This window comes from Conyzicola nivalis, assembly GCF_040548875.1.
GTDB classification, from domain to species: domain Bacteria; phylum Actinomycetota; class Actinomycetes; order Actinomycetales; family Microbacteriaceae; genus Conyzicola; species Conyzicola nivalis_A.
The window spans coordinates 375,676-393,045 of record NZ_JBEPSJ010000002.1; the positions used below are offsets into that span (position 1 = coordinate 375,676).

The 17,370-nt window shown below is 70.1% G+C and carries 20 protein-coding genes; 9 read left to right on the plus strand and 11 right to left on the minus strand.

All coding sequences use genetic code 11. The annotated features are described in order from the left end of the window. Positions 1–5 precede the first annotated feature (5 nt). Entirely contained in the window at positions 6–2,429 is a 2,424-nt protein-coding gene (locus tag ABIE21_RS10470; RefSeq protein WP_354024763.1) for an MMPL family transporter, read from the minus strand. Between the two features lie 70 nt (positions 2,430–2,499). Between ABIE21_RS10470 and ABIE21_RS10475 the strand changes: the two genes are divergently transcribed. The 5 genes from ABIE21_RS10475 (at position 2,500) to ABIE21_RS10495 (ending at position 5,236) form a co-directional block, all read left to right on the plus strand. Beyond that, positions 2,500–3,081 (plus strand): TetR/AcrR family transcriptional regulator, encoded by a 582-nt coding sequence (locus ABIE21_RS10475; protein WP_354024764.1) that lies wholly within the window; start codon positions 2,500–2,502, stop codon positions 3,079–3,081. Positions 3,082–3,138: 57 nt separating this feature from the next. After that, complete coding sequence (locus ABIE21_RS10480) at positions 3,139–3,897, plus strand: M23 family metallopeptidase (RefSeq protein ID WP_354024765.1); 759 nt, start codon at positions 3,139–3,141, stop codon at positions 3,895–3,897. Further along, positions 3,878–4,153 (plus strand): helix-turn-helix transcriptional regulator, encoded by a 276-nt coding sequence (locus tag ABIE21_RS10485; RefSeq protein ID WP_354024766.1) that lies wholly within the window; start codon positions 3,878–3,880, stop codon positions 4,151–4,153. Before ABIE21_RS10480 ends, ABIE21_RS10485 begins: the two co-directional genes overlap by 20 nt. Beyond that, positions 4,150–4,635 carry a hypothetical protein gene (locus ABIE21_RS10490; RefSeq protein WP_354024767.1) on the plus strand — a complete coding sequence of 162 codons (486 nt, stop codon included), beginning with the start codon at positions 4,150–4,152 and terminating at the stop codon, positions 4,633–4,635. The genes ABIE21_RS10485 and ABIE21_RS10490 overlap by 4 nt, the downstream gene beginning before the upstream one ends. Positions 4,636–4,714: 79 nt before the next feature. Then, the gene (locus ABIE21_RS10495; protein ID WP_354024768.1) at positions 4,715–5,236 is read left to right on the plus strand and encodes a DUF5655 domain-containing protein; all 522 of its coding nucleotides are present in this window, start codon (positions 4,715–4,717) and stop codon (positions 5,234–5,236) included. Between the two features lie 43 nt (positions 5,237–5,279). On the opposite strand, the gene aztD is transcribed toward ABIE21_RS10495, so the two are convergent. Genes aztD through aztB form a run of 4 tightly spaced genes read right to left on the minus strand, consistent with a single transcriptional unit; the run spans position 5,280 to position 9,551 of the window. Beyond that, positions 5,280–6,509, minus strand: a complete 1,230-nt coding sequence (gene aztD / locus ABIE21_RS10500) for a zinc metallochaperone AztD (protein WP_354024769.1) — start codon at positions 6,507–6,509, stop codon at positions 5,280–5,282. A 26-nt stretch (positions 6,510–6,535) separates the two neighbouring features. Continuing rightward, positions 6,536–7,459 carry a zinc ABC transporter substrate-binding protein AztC gene (gene aztC, locus ABIE21_RS10505; RefSeq protein WP_354024770.1) on the minus strand — a complete coding sequence of 308 codons (924 nt, stop codon included), beginning with the start codon at positions 7,457–7,459 and terminating at the stop codon, positions 6,536–6,538. Beyond that, complete coding sequence (locus tag ABIE21_RS10510; RefSeq protein ID WP_354024771.1) at positions 7,456–8,679, minus strand: ABC transporter; 1,224 nt, start codon at positions 8,677–8,679, stop codon at positions 7,456–7,458. Before ABIE21_RS10510 ends, aztC begins: the two co-directional genes overlap by 4 nt. Continuing rightward, positions 8,676–9,551, minus strand: coding sequence for a zinc ABC transporter permease AztB (aztB, locus tag ABIE21_RS10515; RefSeq protein WP_354024772.1), 876 nt, complete (start codon positions 9,549–9,551; stop codon positions 8,676–8,678). The genes ABIE21_RS10510 and aztB overlap by 4 nt, the downstream gene beginning before the upstream one ends. Before the next feature lie 44 nt (positions 9,552–9,595). Between aztB and aztA the strand changes: the two genes are divergently transcribed. The 4 genes from aztA (at position 9,596) to ABIE21_RS10535 (ending at position 11,557) form a co-directional block, all read left to right on the plus strand. Further along, positions 9,596–10,270 carry a zinc ABC transporter ATP-binding protein AztA gene (aztA, locus tag ABIE21_RS10520; RefSeq protein ID WP_354024773.1) on the plus strand — a complete coding sequence of 225 codons (675 nt, stop codon included), beginning with the start codon at positions 9,596–9,598 and terminating at the stop codon, positions 10,268–10,270. Positions 10,271–10,366: 96 nt separating this feature from the next. Further along, complete coding sequence (locus ABIE21_RS10525) at positions 10,367–10,801, plus strand: DUF6325 family protein (protein ID WP_354024774.1); 435 nt, start codon at positions 10,367–10,369, stop codon at positions 10,799–10,801. Positions 10,802–10,826: 25 nt separating this feature from the next. Beyond that, positions 10,827–11,135, plus strand: coding sequence for an SHOCT domain-containing protein (locus ABIE21_RS10530; protein WP_354024775.1), 309 nt, complete (start codon positions 10,827–10,829; stop codon positions 11,133–11,135). A gap of 14 nt (positions 11,136–11,149) precedes the next feature. Next, complete coding sequence (locus ABIE21_RS10535; RefSeq protein WP_354024776.1) at positions 11,150–11,557, plus strand: SHOCT domain-containing protein; 408 nt, start codon at positions 11,150–11,152, stop codon at positions 11,555–11,557. Positions 11,558–11,588: 31 nt separating this feature from the next. On the opposite strand, the gene ABIE21_RS10540 is transcribed toward ABIE21_RS10535, so the two are convergent. The 6 genes from ABIE21_RS10540 to ABIE21_RS10565 form a co-directional block, all read right to left on the minus strand. Continuing rightward, entirely contained in the window at positions 11,589–12,329 is a 741-nt protein-coding gene (locus ABIE21_RS10540; RefSeq protein ID WP_354024777.1) for a potassium channel family protein, read from the minus strand. Positions 12,330–12,392: 63 nt separating this feature from the next. Further along, the gene (locus ABIE21_RS10545; protein WP_354024778.1) at positions 12,393–12,947 is read right to left on the minus strand and encodes a hypothetical protein; all 555 of its coding nucleotides are present in this window, start codon (positions 12,945–12,947) and stop codon (positions 12,393–12,395) included. Positions 12,948–13,044: 97 nt separating this feature from the next. Next, positions 13,045–13,500 carry a Fe-S cluster assembly sulfur transfer protein SufU gene (gene sufU, locus ABIE21_RS10550; RefSeq protein WP_354024779.1) on the minus strand — a complete coding sequence of 152 codons (456 nt, stop codon included), beginning with the start codon at positions 13,498–13,500 and terminating at the stop codon, positions 13,045–13,047. Beyond that, on the minus strand, positions 13,497–14,798 hold the full coding sequence (locus ABIE21_RS10555; protein WP_354024780.1) for a cysteine desulfurase: 1,302 nt from the start codon (positions 14,796–14,798) through the stop codon (positions 13,497–13,499). Before ABIE21_RS10555 ends, sufU begins: the two co-directional genes overlap by 4 nt. A gap of 42 nt (positions 14,799–14,840) precedes the next feature. Beyond that, the gene (locus ABIE21_RS10560; protein ID WP_354024781.1) at positions 14,841–16,157 is read right to left on the minus strand and encodes an O-acetylhomoserine aminocarboxypropyltransferase/cysteine synthase family protein; all 1,317 of its coding nucleotides are present in this window, start codon (positions 16,155–16,157) and stop codon (positions 14,841–14,843) included. Continuing rightward, positions 16,154–17,329 (minus strand): MalY/PatB family protein, encoded by a 1,176-nt coding sequence (locus ABIE21_RS10565; protein ID WP_354024782.1) that lies wholly within the window; start codon positions 17,327–17,329, stop codon positions 16,154–16,156. Before ABIE21_RS10565 ends, ABIE21_RS10560 begins: the two co-directional genes overlap by 4 nt. Positions 17,330–17,370: the final 41 nt, after the last annotated feature.

A 17,370-nucleotide genomic window follows, 5' to 3' on the forward strand; every position in this document is an offset into this window, starting at 1 on the left:
GCACGCTACACGTGGTGCTTGCGCTCGAGCGCTGCTCCCTCGACGTCGACGTTCGGCAGGATGCGGTCGAGCCAGCGGGGCAGCCACCAGGCGGATGTGCCGAGCAGGTGCATCAGGGCCGGCATAAGAAGCATCCGCACGATGAACGCGTCGATGAGCACACCGAACGCGAGACCGAAGCCGATGGCCCGGATGATGGTCGCGTCGGAGAACACGAAACCGCCGAACACGGCGACCATGATGAGGCCGGCCGCGGTGACCACCGCCCGTCCCGCCTTGACGCCCTGCATAACCGCTAGGCGTGCGGGCGCGCCGTGCACGTACGCCTCGCGCATGCCGGAGGCGAGGAACAACTGGTAGTCCATCGCGAGACCGAACAGGATGCCGGTGAGGATCACCGGCAGGAAGCTGAGGATCGGCCCCGTGCTGTGCAGCCCGAAGACCTGCGCGAACCAGCCCCACTGGAACACCGCGACGGTGGCTCCGAAGGTGGCGAACAGCGACAGGATGAAGCCGCCGGTGGCGATCAGCGGCACCAGGATCGAGCGGAAGACGAGGATCATGATGAGCAGCGACAGCCCCACGACGACCAGCAGGTAGAGCGGCAGCACGTTCTGCAGGCTCTCCGAGATGTCGATGTTGATCGCCGCCTGGCCGGCCACTCCGAGGGCGATTCCGCTCTCGATCGCGGGCAGGTCGCGCAGGTCGCGCACGAGCTGCTCGGTCGAGACGCTGTTCGGGCCCTCGGCGGGAATGACCTGGAACGCGGTCAGCCGGTTGTCGTCGGAGACGGCGATCGGCGCGATCGCAGTGACGTCGTCGTTGTCGGCGATCGCCTGCGCGACGAGCACCTGCTTCTCGAGCACCTCGTCGTCGGTGAGCCCCTCGGGGAGGGTGGCCGTTACCAGCAGGGTGCCGTTGGCGCCGGCGCCGAACTCCGACTCGGTGAGCGAGAAGGCGCGGTACGAGGCCGAGTCGGCGGGTTCGGATGAACCGTCGGGGAGACCCAGTCGCATCGACAGCGACGGGATGGCGATCGTCAGCAGCGCCGCGACGGTGACCAGCAGGGTCACGACGGCGCGGAGCGTCGACATCGCCCGCACCTCCTTGCCCTGAACGGGCACAGCCGGGCTGATCCGTGCGCGGGCGCGGCGACCGAGCACGCGTTCGCCGAGCAGACCGAGCAGGGCGGGCGTCAGGGTGATCGCGATGAGCACGGCGACGGCGACGCAGACCGCGCCGACGGTGCCCATCAGGCCGAGGAACGGAACCCCGGTGATGTTGAGCGCCAGCAGCGCGACCACGACGGTCGCCCCGGCGAAGACCACGGCGTTGCCGGCCGTGCCATTGGCCAGTCCGATGGACTCGCGCACCTCGGCGCCCTGCATGAGCTGCTTGCGGTGCCGGTTGATGATGAACAGGGAGTAGTCGATGCCGACGGCGAGGCCCAGCATGACGCCGAGCACGGGGGTGACCGACACCATCTGAACCAGTCCGGAGAACGAGAGCGAGCCGACGACTCCGATGGCGACACCGACCAGGGCCGTGACGATCGGGAGGGCGGCGGCCAGGAGGGATCCGAGCATCACGATCAGCACGATCGCGGCGACGGCGAGCCCCACGACCTCGCCGACGCCGAAGACCTCGGGAACGCCCTGGGCGATATCGGTGGAGAATGCTACCTCGACGCCGTCTATCTCGTCGGCTTCGAAGTAGTCGATCACGGCTTGCTTCGACTCTTCCTGCAGGTCGAGGCGGGGCTCGGAGAACGCGACGTTGACGAGGGCCGTCGACCCGTCGTCGGAGACAAAGCGGATGCCGTCGGAGAGCGCGAGGAGTTCGGCACCGAGCTCGAGCGCGGTGCTCTGCTGCTCGAGCTCGTCGAGCGATGCGGTGAGCGCGGCCTGCTGGGCCTCAAGCTGCGCGCGCTGGGGAGCGACCTGCGCGGCGCCGAACTGCGCTTCCGCGGCGTCGAGCTGGGCGAGTCCCGCGTCGAGCTGCGCCTGACCGGCATCCAGTTGGGTCCGGCCCGCGTCGAGCCGCGCCGCACCGTCGGCGACCTGGGCGGCCTGCTCGGCCCGCTGCGCCTCGGTCTCGAAGGGGTCGACGACCGCGGAAACGTCGGGCAGGTCGTCGGCGTCGGCGACGAGCGCGCCGATCTCGTCGCGCTGCTCGGCGGTCAGCGCAGATCCGTCGGCCGTGGAGAAGACCACGGTTCCCGAGGCGCCGCTGAACTCGGGCAGTTTCTGCTGCAGCTCGTCGGTCACGGCGCCGGAGGCCGTGCCGGGGATGTCGAAGCTCGACGACAGGCCCTTAAATCCGACGAGGAATCCGCCGACGGCGACGGCGAGCACCACGAGCCACGCGACGATGACCACGCCGACCCGTCTCGACGCGAACTTACCCAGGCGATAAAGCAACTCGGCCAATGTGATTCCTCTCGACGACCTCCTTTGATAATACGCGACGTCTCGTCTAGTCGAGAACTAGGATGTCTCTATGTCCGAGCACCGCCAAGGACCCGTGCGCAGCGAAGCGGCACGGGTCGCGATCCTTGAAGCGACCGCGCGCCTGTTCCAGATCCGCGGCTACGAGCACCTCACCATGGAGGGCATCGCCGCCGAGGCCGGCGTCGGCAAGCAGACCATCTACCGCTGGTGGCCGTCGCGGGCCGCCCTCGTCGCCGACTGCCTGCTCGAGGGCCGCCTGTTCTCCGAACGCTTCAACTTTCCGAACACGGGCGACATCCGCACCGACCTGGTCTCCTGGCTGGGCAACGTCTTCGGCATCCTCGAGGAGCCGGCCGGCGAACTGCTCTGGCGCTCGCTCATCGCGGCCGCGACCGAGAACGAGGCCGTGGGGCGCCGGCTCTACGAGAGCCTCGGGATCGGGTCATCCCTCGTGCCCCGCCTGCGCGCTGCGGTCGAGGCGTCCGACCTGCGCGCCGACGCCCCGGTCGAGGAGATCGGCGAGGCGCTGATGGGGGCGCTGATCCTGCGGGCGCTCAGCCGGCTTCCGACGCAGCCGGGAAGCGCGGAGCGTCTCGTCGACGCCGTGCTCGGAGACTCTTCCCGCCGTTAACAACGGCCCCTAGACTGCCCGCATGAACGAGCCCGGCTGCATGAGGAGCCTGGCCCCATGAGGAGCGCCGACGCTGCGGCCTCCGGCGCCGACCCCGGGCCGCCGACGCGGCTCGCGCTGCCCTTCGCCGGCCGGTGGCTGACGCAGAACAGCCCGGCGCGGAGGGTCCCCAGCCACGGCACCGACCTGTGGGGCGAGCGGTACGCGATCGACTTCGTCGCCGTCGACCACCGTGGCCGCACCGTCGACCGCAGCGACTGGCGCACCCTGTTCGACACCGAGCCGCCGGAGCGCTTCTTCGCGTTCGGCCGGCCGATCCTCGCGCCGGCCGACGCGACCGTCGTCGTCGCGCACGACGGCGAGTCCGACCACGCCGCCAGGCGGTCGCAGCTCGCGCTAGTGCCGTACGTGCTGGGCCAGCGGGAGCGGTTGCGGCAGGGCATCGCGGCGATCGCCGGAAACCACGTGGTGATCGCGTTGGCCGACGGGGGCTTCGCCGCTCTCGTGCACCTGCGTCGCGGGTCGCTGCGCGTCTCCGTAGGAGACGCGGTGTCGACGGGGCAGCAGCTGGCCGAGTGCGGCAACTCGGGAAACTCCACGCAGCCGCACGTGCACGTGCAGGTCATGGACCGCCGCACCGTCGGCCGCGCGCGGCATTCCGATGGAGTTCGAAGGGTTCGACGAGTGGGTCGCGGGGGCGAGGCATCCGCAATTCGTGCGCTCCGGGATGCCTGGCGAACGCAGCATCGTGGAGCCGCGGTAGCGCATCCGCTGTCCGTTGTAGTATATTTACTACATGGCGAAGCAAACAGGTGACGAGCAGCCGCAGTTCTTCACGCGGTTGCCCGTACTCAGGGCGGAACGCGGACTCAGCCGCAGAGCATTGGCCGACCTAGTCGGAGTGCACTACCAGACGATCGGCTACCTCGAACGCGGCGAGTACAGCCCGAGCCTCGTGCTCGCTCTGCGCATCGCCGAGTCGCTCGGCGTGCCGATCGACGCCGCGTTCTCGTTGAGACCGTTCTCGAGCATGGCCGACCAGCTGTACAACACAGAAGGAGAAGACCGATGACCGAATCTCTCACCAGGAACGAACGCCGCGCCGCGCGGCTCGACGACCCCGCTTTCGAGTACCTCCGCACGCCACGGTGGCGTCGACGCCTGGCCGCGACCCTCATCCTCGTGCTGGTGGCGGAGACCGCGGTCTTCCTCGCCGCTCCGGTGCTCCCCATGCCGGTGTTCCTGATCGCGATGGCGGTGCTCGTGATCGCGCTCGTCTTCGCGCTCGGCGCCCTGAAGGCGTCGACGCGCGGCATCGAGGAACTGCCTCCGGAGGCTCTCGACGAGCGCCAGGCGCAGGTCCGCGGTCTCGTGTACTCGACGTCGTACACCGTGCTGTCGGTCGCCTTCGCGGTCGCGGTGCTCCTGCTGCTCGCGATCGAGCAGGGCTGGCTGACCGTGCACACGGGAGTGGTCTACATCGTCCCGATGCTCGCGGTGCAGCTGATCGTGACGATCCCGACGTTCGTCACCGCGCTGCGCATGAAGGTCTAGCGGCGTCTCTTCGGCGCACGATCTGCGCCGTATGGGGCGCCCGGCTCGCCATCCAGCCCCATATGGCGCAGATCGACTGGTGGCGGGCGGCCGGGCGCAGCGCCGTGGCCTGCCCGTTGACGCCGCGCGGCCCGAGGTGCTGCCGGAGACCGGGCTGGAAAAGCACACCGAGCTCGTCGACTACCTCAAGAACGAGCACTCGGTGAGCCACGGTTTCGCCAACGGGATCGCGCTGCAGTACCGGTCGCGCGCCGCGTCCGACGCCGACGCCGACCTGGTCGAAGGACAGCACGCGGGGGCGAAGGCCGCGCTGCGTCCCGTCTACGAACGGCTGGTCGCCGCCGCATCCGCTCTCGGAGACGACGTCGAGATCGCGCCGAAGAAGACAGGAGTCTCGCTGCGCCGGTCGAAGCAGTTCGCCCTCGTCGAGGCGCCGAGCTCCCGCCGTGTGCAACTCGGTCTGCAGGTGCGGGAGCATCCCACGACCGATCGGCTGCTGGCCGGCAACGACATGTGCTCGCACCGGGTCAATCTCGCGAACGTCGACGAAGTCGACGAGGAGCTGCTCGGCTGGCTGCGGCTGGCCTACGAGCGCAACTGAGAAAGCCGGGGCCGCTCACCGCCCCCGGCCTTCCCGTCGTCGACTAGCCGGTGACGGCCGCGACCTCGTTCGGCGTCGCGGGCAGCTGAGCGGATGCGCCCACGGCCCCCGTCGCGATGTCGACCGCGTGGATCGAGTTCGTCGCGGGGTCGGTCACGTAGGCGGTGGCGCCCAGCACGACCAGCGCGGGGTGGGCGTCCTGCCACTCGGCCGGGCCCTCCCACGGGTCGATCACGGGGTACGAGGCGGTGATCGCACCGGTATCGGCGTCGAGCACGTGCAGCGAGCCGTCGGTGCCGAGCAGCAGCGTCTCGTCCGACGGCCCGCGGGCGACGCCGCGCCAGGTGTACGCGACTCCGGCAGGCAGGGTCACGATCGACGACGTCTTCGCGACCGTGTCGAGCAGCGTCAGCTGGGTGAGCTCGTAGCCCTCGGAGTCGGGGTTGCTGTTGTAGTCGCCGACGGCGATGCTCGACGTGTCGGTGACGTACTGGTTGCCGGTGCGTCCGTAGGCGTCGGGGGCGGCGATCTTGGTGAACTGGCCGTTCTCGTAGACGAGCACGCCGTCGCTGCAGCCGAAGACCACGATCTCACCCGCGGTGGTTCCCTCGCCGTGCACCGAGGGGCACTCCTCGTTGCGGGCGGTCTCCTCGCCGTCGGCGTCGAGCACCCGCACGCCGGTGCGGGCGTCGGGGGTTCCGATGGTGGTCAGCAGGGTGCCGTCCTCGAGCACGATCGACACACCGTGGTGCGCCTCGGGTGAGCTGACGATCTCGGTCTCCGGCAGTTCTCCGTCGACCTCGAGCAGGTCGGCGGTCTCGAACACCGTCGTGTCGCCGGTGCCGTCGGAGAAGAGGATCGTCTTGTCGCCGTGACGCACGACGTGGCCGGGCGTCGGCGCGTTGAACACGAGGTCGGTGAGCTCGGGCTCGGCGGCGAAGTGGTCGCCGTCGGTGGAGGTCCACGCGCCGGCGTCGAGCACCTGGAAGCCCTCGGCGGTGGAGACGAGCACGTGTCGTCCGTCGCCGGCGGGGTTGACCCGGTTGAAGCCGGCCAGCTCGATGTCGGCCTCGAGGTCGAGGGTGGTGGCGTCGAGCACGAGCAGCCCGCCGTCGTAGGTGAGGGCGAGCCGCGGCTGGGCCGCGTCGACGGAGTTCGCCGCCGTGTCGCCCGCGGGTGCCGGACCTCCTGCGGAGGCGCAGGCGGTGAGGCCGAGGGCGGCGGTGGCGGCGAGCGCCATGCCCATGACTGCCCTGTGGTGTCGCTGGATCATGATTTCCTTTCTGGGGTGGAAGCCGGTCACGGTGACAGGCCGGTTGAGATCAGGCGCTGGTTGGAGCGCATCATCTCGAGGTAGGTCTCGGCGCCCTCTCCGGGCGCAGACAGCGATTCGGTGAACAGCGCGACGACGTCGACGTCGATGTCCGCCTCGTCGGCGAGCACCTGCACGAGCCGGTCGGGCTGCGACGAGTCGGCGAAGATCGTGGCGACGCCCGCCTCCTCGATCGCCGTGGTGAGGTCGTCGAGGTCAGAGGCGCTGGGCGCCGCCAGGGTGGTTCCGCTCGGGATCACGGCCCCGATCACTCGGAAGTCGAACCGATCGGCGAGGTAGCCGAAGACGTGGTGGTTCGTGACGAGCGCGCGCCGCTCGGCGGGGACCGCCGCGAAGGCCGACGTCATCTCGGCGTCGAGCTCGAGGAGCTCAGAGCGATAGGCGGCGGATGTCTGTGCCAGCTCGTCGGCGTCTATCCCGTCGATGGCGACCGCGAACTCGCGTTCGAGGCCGTCGACGACGTCGACCATGCGCTGCGGGTCGGTCCAGAAGTGCGGGTCGAGGGTGCCCGCGGCGTCTCCGGCCGTGTACTCGAGCGGCTCGACGAGTTCCCCGGCCGCGACGACCGGAACGCCGTCGGCCCTGGCCGCATCCACGTGCCGTTCCAGTCCCTCCTCGAGTCCGAGCCCGTTCGAGACGACCACGTCGGCGTCGAGGATGAGCGCTGCCTCTTTCGGCGAGATCTCGAAGGAGTGCGGGTCGGCGCCCGGCGGCATCAGGGTGACGACGCGGGCCTGGTCGCCGACGACGCGTTCGACGACGTCGCCGAGGATGTTCGTGGTGACGACGACGAGGGGTCCGTCGTCGGCGGTGGTCGTCGAGCAGGCCGAGACGCCGACGCCGAGCGAGAGGGCGACCGCGACCGCGGCGATCCTGGTGCGCGCGGTCATCGTCCGGTCTCCACCATCAGGGCGGCGCCGGGCACGTCGAGCGTGCGAGCCACGCGGGCGTCGTCGGCGTAGTCGATCTCATATACGACGCCGGCGGCGGGCGAGTTGACGTAGGCGCGGGAGATGTCGACCTCGACGGTGACTCCGGCGGTGAGCAAACCGTCGGCGATGTCGGGCGCCAGCAGTGGTTCGGTCTGAGCGATAGTGCCGGCGGCCGAGAGCACGTGGAGCCGGCCGGACGCACCGACCGCGACGATCAGGCGGGCGTCGTCACCCACCGCGTTCGCCCGGAGCAGCGGCTCGGGGCTCGCGACGAGCGTGACGGTTCTCGCCCGGGAGTCGAGCAGCCACGCACCTCGCTCCCCCGCGATCGCCGCGACGTCCGGGCGGCCGGGGCGGCCCGCGAACGCGGTGGCCACGTCGTCGGCCGGCGTGCCGTCCGGGTATGCGATGGTCTCGAACGCGACGGCGCCCTCGCCTGTCTCGGTCGCGAGAACGACGCCATCCGCACAGGCCACAACGACGCCCACCCGGGTCGTCGCCGCTCCCCCGGCGTCGGGGCAGTCCGCGGTGGCGCCGGCGACGGGCTCCCCGTCGAGGTCGTACACCACGAGCGACGACGCACGACCGTCGCCCTCGGCCGCGACGCTGCCGACGAGGTGTCTGCCGATCGGCACGAGCACTCCGTCGTGGGGTGCGGTCTCGATGCGGGCGAGCTCGCTCGGCTCTCCGTCGGCCAGGGCGTCGGTGTCGAGCACGATGCCGGTTCCGACGTCGCCGAACCACACGGCGGTCGCGACCGTGCCGGCGGAGACGCGGGCGGCTCCGGCGCCCCGGCCGCCGTCGACGTCGCCGACGACGCGCGGTTCGGCGAGGTAGTAGTGCGAGTGGTCGCCGTGCGGCACCGTCCAGGCGCCCGCGTCGACGATGCGCACGCTGCCGCGCAGCGCGTTAGCGGTGTACACGAAGCGCCCGTCGGTCGACACCGATTCGGCGGCGGCGTCGGCGGTGAGCTCGGCAGTCTCGCCGGAGACGAGGTCGAACGACCACAAAACACCCGCGCCGTCGAGGGTGGCCAGACGCAGCTGCGGCTCCTGCATCTCGCTCGCCCCCTCGACGTAGCCGTGACCGGTCGGGGCGGTCCCTTGGGGCGCGGCGGAGGAGCAGGCGGCGAGCGTCAGCAGCGTGGTGACGGCGACTGCCGCTGTCAGGGTTCTCATGCGGGGGTGGTCACTCTCTGGGTGGTCGGTGCGGGCGAGGAAGCGTGGGAGCGCGCCGTGCGGGTCGTCGCGGCGCGCACGGCGGCGGATACCGCCGCGAGCGCCACCGAGCAGGCGGCGATGCTGGCCCCCGCCGCGGTCGAGGCGTGCCAGGAGACCAGCAGGCCGACGGCGACGGCGGTGCAGCCGAAGGCGACGGCGAGCGCCATCGTGCTCGGGATGCGCCGGGTCCAGTGACCCGCCGCGACCGCCGGCGCGAGCAGCAGCCCCACCACTAGAAGGCTGCCGACGGCCTGGTACGACGCGACGACCACGAGCGTGACGAGGCCGACGAGAACCACCTGCGCGAGCCGCGGGCGGAGGCCGAGGGTGCGGGCCACACGCGGGTCGAAGGCTAGGGCGACGAACCGGCGATGGAAGGCGGCGGCGACCGCCAGGGTGGCGGCGAGGGCCACGCCGAGGAAGACGAGGTCTGGCCCGCGGATGGCCAGCACGTCGCCGAAGAGGATCGCGGTGAGATCGGTGGCGAACGACCTCGATCGCGACACGATGATCACGCCGATGCTCAGCATCGCCACGAAGAGCAGGCCGATCGAGGTGTCCTGGCTGATCCGGGCGCGGCGGGTGACGAGGCCGACTCCCGCGGTCATGATGCTGGCGCTGACGGCCGCGCCGAGCACGGGCGGCAGACCGAGCAGGGCCGCGGTCGCCACTCCGGGCAGCAGGCCGTGCGCCATGGCCTCGCCGAGGAACGCCATGCCCCGGATGACCACCCAGGTGCCGACCACGCCGCACAACGCCGCGACCAGCATGCCGCCGACGAGGGCGCGCACCATGAAGTCGGCGGTGAAGGGCTCGAGAAGGAAGGACACGAGAAGCGACCCTACATGATTTTGATTCTCATTATGATTAGGAGATGCCTTCGCCCCTCGCCCAGCCCGCTCCGCCTACGACCGCGCCCTTCGAGGTGCGACTCGCCGCCGTTGGCGCCCACCACGACGGGCACGTCGCCCTCCGCGACGTCGACCTCCGCGTCGCCCCGGGCAGCATGACCCTGGTGGTGGGCGCCAACGGCAGCGGCAAGTCGACGCTGTTGAGCGTGCTTTCGGGAACCCATGCGGTCAGCTCGGGGGTGCTCGAGCGCGCTCCCGGGTCCTCGGTCGCATTCGTCGTGCAGCGCAGCGCCGTCGCCGACCGGCTGCCGCTCACCGTGCGCGAGACCGTGTCGATGGGGCGCTGGGGTGTTCGCGGTGCGTTTCGCCGTCTCACGCGCGACGACCGGGCGATCGTCGACGAGTCGCTGGAGTCTCTCGGAATCGCCGATCTGGCCAAGCGTCCGCTGGGCGAGCTCTCCGGCGGCCAGCGCCAGCGCGCCCTCGTGGCGCAGGGCCTCGCCCGTCGAGCGACGCTGCTGCTGCTCGACGAGCCGACCGCCGGTGTCGACAGAGCGGCCCAGCGGCTCATCGACCTGGCACTCGAACGGGAGATCGCCCGCGGCGCCGCGGTCGTGCAGGCGACCCATGACACCGCGGCGCCTCCGCACGGCCCCCTCGTCGTGCGGCTGGTCGACGGAAGGCGCGTGCGCGACTGATCTGAACACCGCCTCGGGGCTTCTCGCCCGTTTCGGGTCTATTCGCCCGACCCCCAGTGCCGAAAACTGCTTGCAATCGACACTCTGGAGGCCCCCATGCCGTTGGCACCGATTGAAATTCTCACCCTCGCGTTTCCGGGCAACCGGTTCACGGGGAAGATCCTGCCGGAACTGGCGAAAATCGTCGAGAACGAGACGATCACCATCGTCGACGGCCTCTTCGTGAGCGTCGACGAGAACGGCGATGTCAGCTACACCGAGTTCGACGAGCTCCGGCCGGGCAGCGACGAGGCCGCGCTCACCGAGCTCATCGATCGTTTCGACGAGCTGATCTCTGAGGACGACGTCGCCGAGCTCGCATCCTCACTCGACTCGAACAGCTCGGCGGCGATCCTCGTCTTCGAGCACACCTGGATGAAGCCGCTGCGCGACGCGATCGTCGACGCAGACGGCATTCTCATCGACAGCGTCCGCGTGCCGGGCCTGGTCGTCGACGAAGTGCTCGCCGCCGTGGCCGAGCTCGACAAGTAGAGGAGAGACGATGTTACGTCGAAGAATGGGACGACCCGGGCTCATCGGCACGATGGCGCGCACCGCCGTGGTCGCGGGAACAGCCACCGCCGTCGCAGGCGGCGTGCAACGCCGCCAGCAGGCGAGAGCCGACGATGCAGCCGACCAGCAGCAGATGGAGGCCGACGCAGCCGCCTACCAGGCGCAGCAGAGCGCACCGCCGCCCCCGCCACCGCCCGCCCCGGCCGAGGACGACCTGCTCACCCAGCTCGCGAGACTCGGCCAGATGAATCAGGCCGGTCTCATCGACGACGCCGAATTCGCGGCGGCCAAAGCCAAACTTCTCGGAATCTAGGAAAGAGGGACGCCATGGACGCCGTAAACAGCGCTTGGGACGCATTCTGGAACATCGCCGTGTTCTTCTTCTGGGGCTTCGCCTTTGTCGCCTACCTGTTCGCGATCATCGGCGTGCTCGCCGACATCTTCCGCGACCGGAAACTGAACGGCTGGGCGAAGGCGCTGTGGCTGATCTTCTTGATCTTCGTGCCGTTCCTCACCGTGCTGGTCTACGTGATCGCACGCGGCAGGGGGATGGTCGAACGCCTGGAGGACATCCAGCAGAGCGACCGGCCCCCGTCCGAGACCTACGCGCCGTCGCCCGCCATGGACAACCCGGCGAGCGAGATCAGTCGGGCCAAGGAGCTGATGGACGCCGGAGTCATCTCGGCCGGGGAGTTCGACGCCCTGAAGAACAAGGCGCTCGGCAACAGGTACTGAGCGGGCGTATCGGGCGGGCGGCGCTGGCGGATCAGTGTCGCCCGTCGCCCGCGTCGGCGGGTCCGCCCGCGTCGGCGGCACCGCGCCCGCCGCCCGCTCCGTCGCCGTGCGAGCGCACCCGCTCGGAGATGTACGAGAAGACCGTCGCCGAGCTCGTACCCACGATGGCCACCCCGCCGATCATCAGCACCACGGCGTAGATCCGGCCGAGAGACGTCACCGGGTAGGTGTCGCCGTAGCCGACCGTCGCCACCGTCACGCACGCCCACCAGATCGCGTCGCCGAATGTCGTGATCGTCGCGCCCGGCGCATCCCGCTCTGCCTGCAGCGCCGCGAGCGCGATGACGTACATAAACGTCGTCGTGTAGACGAGGGCGTAGATCACGACCTGTGCGCGGACCGCGGCGCCCGAACGACCACGGAAGAAACCCATCCCCCGCATCAGCCGCAGCACCCAGAAGGCGCGGAACAGCGGAAAGAACACAGAGAGCAGGTCGTTCGGATGCTTCGCCACGAAGCGACCCCGATTGCCCTTCCCGGCCCAGACCAGCCGCAGCACGTAGTCGGTCGCGAAGGCCAGCCAGGTGAAGACGATCTCCGACCAGAGAAGCACCCTGACCCACGTCGGCAGATCCTCGACGAGCACGAGGATCGAGTAGGAGACGATGAAGGTGACGCCGAGCAGGATCAGGGGGACGGATGCCCCGGAGTTCCAGCGCGCGGCGGGCGCAGAAGCAGCGTCGGCCGCTCGGGGTTTCGGGGGCTCCTGCATCCGCCGAAACTAGAGGCGCCCCGTGCGGGCATCATCACCCGAGCGGGGTGAGCAACGTCGGTGTCAGTCGTCGCTGGCTACGAGCAGGGACGCCCGGCCCTCGCGCGGCGCGACGATCACGAACTCGAGAAACCCGAACTGGCCGATGTGCCCTCCCCACTGGTGCTCCGCATCCGGGCCGAGGTTGCCGAGGCGGAACACGGTGGTGGCGTTCGCGAGGTGGCGGGTCAGCAGCTCCTCGTACTTGGCGGTGAAGACGGGCGAGAGGTCGCCTCGCAGCCCCGCCCACTCCCGCACGGCCTCGCGGCAGGCGCGGGCCGACACACGCTCGAACGAGTCGAGGCCGATGCTCGACAGCCTGTACGGGCCGTGGATGCCCCGGGAGGGATCGGGCAGCGTGCCGGACGGGCTCGCGTAGTCGTCGTCGTACCAGGCATCGGCGATGACGGCGGCGACGGCGGCCTTGCCCTTCAGGCCGCGCTCCATCGCGAACTCCTTGACGTCGATCCATCGGAAATCAGCACCGGCCTCGCGGAAGTTGATGATCTCTGACTGGCGGTACTCGATGTCGGCGACGGGATGCTCACAATGCTCGAAGGCCGTGACCGGTGTGGCCACGCTACCCCCTCGAGGGTATGCCCCAGGGCACACCGACGCCTCCCCCAGAGCGAGTGCGGCCAGATTGGGGGATGCGCCCTGCGCGAACCCGCTCGGGTCAGCGGGCGGCGTCGACCTGCGCGATCGCGTGCTCGGCAGCGACCCAGGCGAGCATCGCGCACTTGACCCGTGCGATGTACTTCGAGACGCCGCCGAGGGCCGCGGCGTCGCCGAGCAGTTCCTCGTCGGGCTCGATGGCGCCGCGCGAGCGCATCGCGGTGCGGAACAGGTCGATGCGACCCTGGAGGTCGGGGAGCGTAAGGCCGACGGCCATCTCGGTGAACAGCGAGGCCGACGACTGCGAGATCGCGCAGCCGTGTCCCTCCCAGGTCACCGCCGTGACGGTGTCGGTGCCCGGCTCGACGTGCAGCTGGAGGGTGACCTCGTCGCCGCAGGTCGGGTTCACCTGGTGCGACTGCGCGGCCGCGCCGTCCTTCAGACCGAACCCCTGCGGGTGGCGGGAGTGGTCGAGGATCAGCTCCTGGTAGAGCGCCTGCAGTTCCGTCGAGCTCATCGTGTCACTCCGAAGAAGGTGGCGGCGTCGCGCACGCCGTCGACGACCTGGTCGATCTCGTCGGCCGTCGAGTAGAGGTAGGCGCTCGCCCGCGTCGTCGAGGTGACGCCGAACCGCCGGTGCAGGGGCTGGGCACAGTGGTGTCCGACGCGCACCGCGATGCCGCGGTCGTCGAGGAACTGGCCGACGTCGTGGGAGTGCACGCCGGCTAGGTCGAAACTCGCGAGCCCCACACGGTGCAGGCCTGCCGCCTGACCGAGCACGGTCACCCCGGGCAGGGCGGCGAGGCCCGCGACGAGGCGTTCGCCCAGCGCGGCCTCGTGCTCGGCGATGCGGTGCATGCCGACCGTCTCGAGGTAGCGCACGGCGGCGGCGAGTCCCACCGTCTGCGACACGCGCTGGGTGCCTGCCTCGAACCGTTGCGGTGCCGGCAGGTACTGCGCCGACTCCATGGTGACGGTGGTGATCATCGAACCGCCGGTGAGGAACGGGGGCAGGGCGTTCAGCAGCTCGCTACGGCCGTAGAGCACGCCGATGCCGGTGGGGCCGAGCATCTTGTGGCCGGAGAAGACGGCGAAGTCGACGCCGAGGGCCTTCAGGTCGAGCGTCAGGTGCGGCGCCGACTGGCAGGCGTCGAGAACGGTGACCGCCCCTACCGCGCGGGCGCGGGCGACGAGCACGTCGACGGGGTTGACGATTCCGAGCACGTTCGAGACGTGCGTGAAGGCGAGCACCCGGGTGCGCTCGGTGACGATGGAGTCGAGACGGTCGAGGTCGAGCGAGCCGTCGTCGAGAATCGGGATGAAACGCAGGGTGGCACCGGTGCGCGCCGCCAGCTCCTGCCACGGGATGAGGTTGGCGTGGTGCTCCATCTCGGTGACGACGATCTCGTCGCCGGGCCCGATGCGCAGCGCGTCGTCGCCGCCGCGGCCGAGGCTGGCGTTCGAGATCGCGTAGGCGACGAGGTTGATGCCCTCCGTGGCGTTGGAGGTCCAGACGATCTCGTCGTCGGCCGCGCCGACGAAACGGGCGACCACGGCGCGCGCGTCCTCGAACGACTCGGTGGCGAGCGCCGCGAGCGTGTGCGCCCCGCGGTGCACGGCCGCGTTGTCGTGCTCGTAGAAGTATCGCTCGGCGTCGAGAACCTGGCGGGGCTTCTGCGACGTCGCGCCGGAGTCGAGGTAGACGAGCGGCGCCCCGTTGACGACCGTGCCGAGGATGGCGAAATCGGCGCGGATGTCACGCAGCTCCGCGTCGCTGAAGGCGCCAGTGAGGGTCGGCGAGGTCGTGTCTGTCACCCCACGATTCTACGCGCGGGCGCCGGAAGACGCTGGATGGCGTCAGCCCGCGGAGAGCGCCCGGTCGAGGTCGGCCACGAGGTCGTTCACGTCTTCGATGCCGATCGACAGTCGGATCAGCCCCGGCGCGATGCCGAGCCGGTCGCGCAGGTCCTGGCTGAACGAGGTGTGTGTCGTGGTCGCCGGGTGCAGCGCCATCGAGCGGGTGTCGCCGATGTTGGTCATCCGGCTGATCACGCGCAGCCGGTCGAGGAAGCGCGCGGCGCCCCGCTCGCCGCCCCGCACCGTCACCGAGAACACCGAACCGCTGCGCCCGCCGTACAGGCTCTGGGCGAGCTCGAAGCGGGGGTTGCCCGGCAGGCCCGCGTAGTCGACCGACTCCACGCCGGGGTGTCCGATGAGCCACTCCGCGATGGTCAGCGAGCTGGCCAGGTGCCGTTCCATCCGCAGCGAGAGCGTCTCGATGCCCTGGTGCAGCAGGAACGAGTTGAACGGCGACAGCGCCGGACCAATGTCGTTGACGACGGCCTCGCGGGTGGCGCGGGCGTAGGCGACGGGGCCGAATCTCTCGGCGATCGACGGGAGGCCGGCGGCGGCCGGCTCGGTGATGAGCGGGTACGGGCGGTTCGCGGATGCCCAGTCGAACGTGCCGCCGTCGACGATGGTTCCCGAGATGGCGGCGCCGTGGCCGCTGAGGAACTTGGTCGAGGAGTGCACGACGATGTCGGCGCCGTGCTCGAACGGCCGGATCAGGTAGGGCGACGCGATGGTGTTGTCTACCACCAGCGGTATGCCGTGGCGGCGGGCCACCCGGGCGACGCGGGCGATGTCGACGATGTCGTTCTTGGGATTCGGGATGGTCTCGGTGAAGATCGCCTTCGTCTGCGGGGTGATCGCGCGGTCCCACTCGTCGTCGTCGAACTCGTCCCAGACGTAGTCGACGCTCACGCCGAACCGCGCGAAGCTGCGGCCGAACAGGATGCGCGTTCCGCTGTAGATGCTCGCCGTGGACACGATGCGGTCGCCCTGCTGGGCGAGCGCGAGCAGCGCGGAGGTGATGGCGGCCTGTCCGGAGGCCACGACGATCGCCTCCGTCCCACCCTCGAGCGAGGCGATGCGCTTCTCTGCCACCGACCCGGAGGGGTTGCGCTGGCGCGAGTAGATGAGGCCGTCGTTCTCGCCCGAGAACCGGCCGCGCGCGTCGTCGAACGAGTCGAACCGGTAGCCCGCGGTCATCGCGATCGGCGAGATGCGGGCCCCGCTGGTGCGGTCCTCCACCTCGCCGGCGTGCACCTGGCGGGTGTCGAAGGCGTAGCCCTCCCAGTCGTATTCGGGTTCGGCTACCTCGTGGTCGGTCACTGTGTCTCCCTCAGCCGACGCACCGCGTCGGCCATGTTGATGATCGCCTGCTCGAGAATGGGGCGCGGCATCGCGAAGATGATGCGCACGAAGCGTTCGTAGCCGCGGCCGCACAGCGCGCCGTCGGTCAGGGTGACTCCCGCTTCGGTGCGGAAGAAGTCGGCGATCGACCCGTCGATCCCGAGGGCGGAGCAGTCCAGCCAGCCGATGTACGTGGCATCCGGCACCGTGTATCGCACCTCGGGGAGGTGCTCGGCGAGCAGATCGCGCAGCGCGAACCGGTTGCCGTCGAGGTAGTCGGTGACCTCGTCGAGCCACTCGCGGGTGTCGCTGTAGGCGGCGGTCGCGGCGACGACACCGGGGGTCGATGCCCCGTGCAGCACCGCGAACCCGAAGATCTGGTAGAGCTCCTCGTCGGCGGGGTTGGACGTGATGAGCTGCGCCGCCTTGAGCCCGGGCAGGTTCCACGCCTTCGACGCCGAGGTGGCGGTGATCGTGTGGTTGGCGGCGACGGTCGAGATCGACGCGTATGGCACGTGCGGGATGCCGTCGTAGCGCAGCGGGGAGTGGATCTCGTCGGCGAAGACGCGGCCGTTGTGCCGGTCGACGACCTCGGCGATGGCCTCGAGCTCGTCGCGTCCGATGGCCGTTCCGGTCGGGTTCTGCGGATTGCAGAGGATGAGCGTGCGGGCGCCGGCGTGGAAGGCGGCGTCGATCGCGTCGAGGTCGTGGCGCCAGCGGCCGTCGACCACCTCGCCGGGCACCTCGAACACCTCGCGGCCGAGGGTGGGGACGAAGCTGAGAAACGGCATGTACGCGGGCGTCGGGATGATGACCCCTGTGCCAGCGGGAGAGAACTTGCTGATCGCGACATCCAGAGCGGACATCACGTCGGAGACGGGGTGGATATTCTCCGGCGGGATGTCCCACGAACAGTCCGCGGCTAGCCACGCGGACGTCGCGCGGGCCATGCGCGCGGTGGTCGCCGGGGCGAGGTAGCCGAGGTCGCCCGTCTCGATCGCATGGTGCAGCGCGCGGGTCACCGCCGGCGACGTGCCGAAGTCCATCTCGGCCACCCAGGCGCCGATGGTGTCGGGATACAGGCTCCACTTACGGCTGCTCGCCCGACTGAGCTCATCACGAGTGATGTCGTCGAAGCGGGAGCGTGTCATGTCAACCGACACTAGTAACCGGCGTTGTCTGCCATCGCTCC

What these genes read in the sequence shown, in the direction of transcription:
- ABIE21_RS10475 (WP_354024764.1), top strand. Translation starts at nt 2,500, where the DNA reads ATGTCCGAGCACCGCCAAGGACCCGTGCGCAGCGAAGCGGCACGGGTC.
- ABIE21_RS10480 (WP_354024765.1), top strand. Translation starts at nt 3,139, where the DNA reads ATGAGGAGCGCCGACGCTGCGGCCTCCGGCGCCGACCCCGGGCCGCCG.
- ABIE21_RS10485 (WP_354024766.1), top strand. Translation starts at nt 3,878, where the DNA reads ATGGCGAAGCAAACAGGTGACGAGCAGCCGCAGTTCTTCACGCGGTTG.
- ABIE21_RS10490 (WP_354024767.1), top strand. Translation starts at nt 4,150, where the DNA reads ATGACCGAATCTCTCACCAGGAACGAACGCCGCGCCGCGCGGCTCGAC.
- aztD (WP_354024769.1), bottom strand. Translation starts at nt 6,509, where the DNA reads ATGATCCAGCGACACCACAGGGCAGTCATGGGCATGGCGCTCGCCGCC.
- aztC (WP_354024770.1), bottom strand. Translation starts at nt 7,459, where the DNA reads ATGACCGCGCGCACCAGGATCGCCGCGGTCGCGGTCGCCCTCTCGCTC.
- ABIE21_RS10510 (WP_354024771.1), bottom strand. Translation starts at nt 8,679, where the DNA reads ATGAGAACCCTGACAGCGGCAGTCGCCGTCACCACGCTGCTGACGCTC.
- aztA (WP_354024773.1), top strand. Translation starts at nt 9,596, where the DNA reads ATGCCTTCGCCCCTCGCCCAGCCCGCTCCGCCTACGACCGCGCCCTTC.
- ABIE21_RS10525 (WP_354024774.1), top strand. Translation starts at nt 10,367, where the DNA reads ATGCCGTTGGCACCGATTGAAATTCTCACCCTCGCGTTTCCGGGCAAC.
- ABIE21_RS10530 (WP_354024775.1), top strand. Translation starts at nt 10,827, where the DNA reads ATGGGACGACCCGGGCTCATCGGCACGATGGCGCGCACCGCCGTGGTC.
- ABIE21_RS10535 (WP_354024776.1), top strand. Translation starts at nt 11,150, where the DNA reads ATGGACGCCGTAAACAGCGCTTGGGACGCATTCTGGAACATCGCCGTG.
- ABIE21_RS10540 (WP_354024777.1), bottom strand. Translation starts at nt 12,329, where the DNA reads ATGCAGGAGCCCCCGAAACCCCGAGCGGCCGACGCTGCTTCTGCGCCC.
- sufU (WP_354024779.1), bottom strand. Translation starts at nt 13,500, where the DNA reads ATGAGCTCGACGGAACTGCAGGCGCTCTACCAGGAGCTGATCCTCGAC.
- ABIE21_RS10565 (WP_354024782.1), bottom strand. Translation starts at nt 17,329, where the DNA reads ATGACACGCTCCCGCTTCGACGACATCACTCGTGATGAGCTCAGTCGG.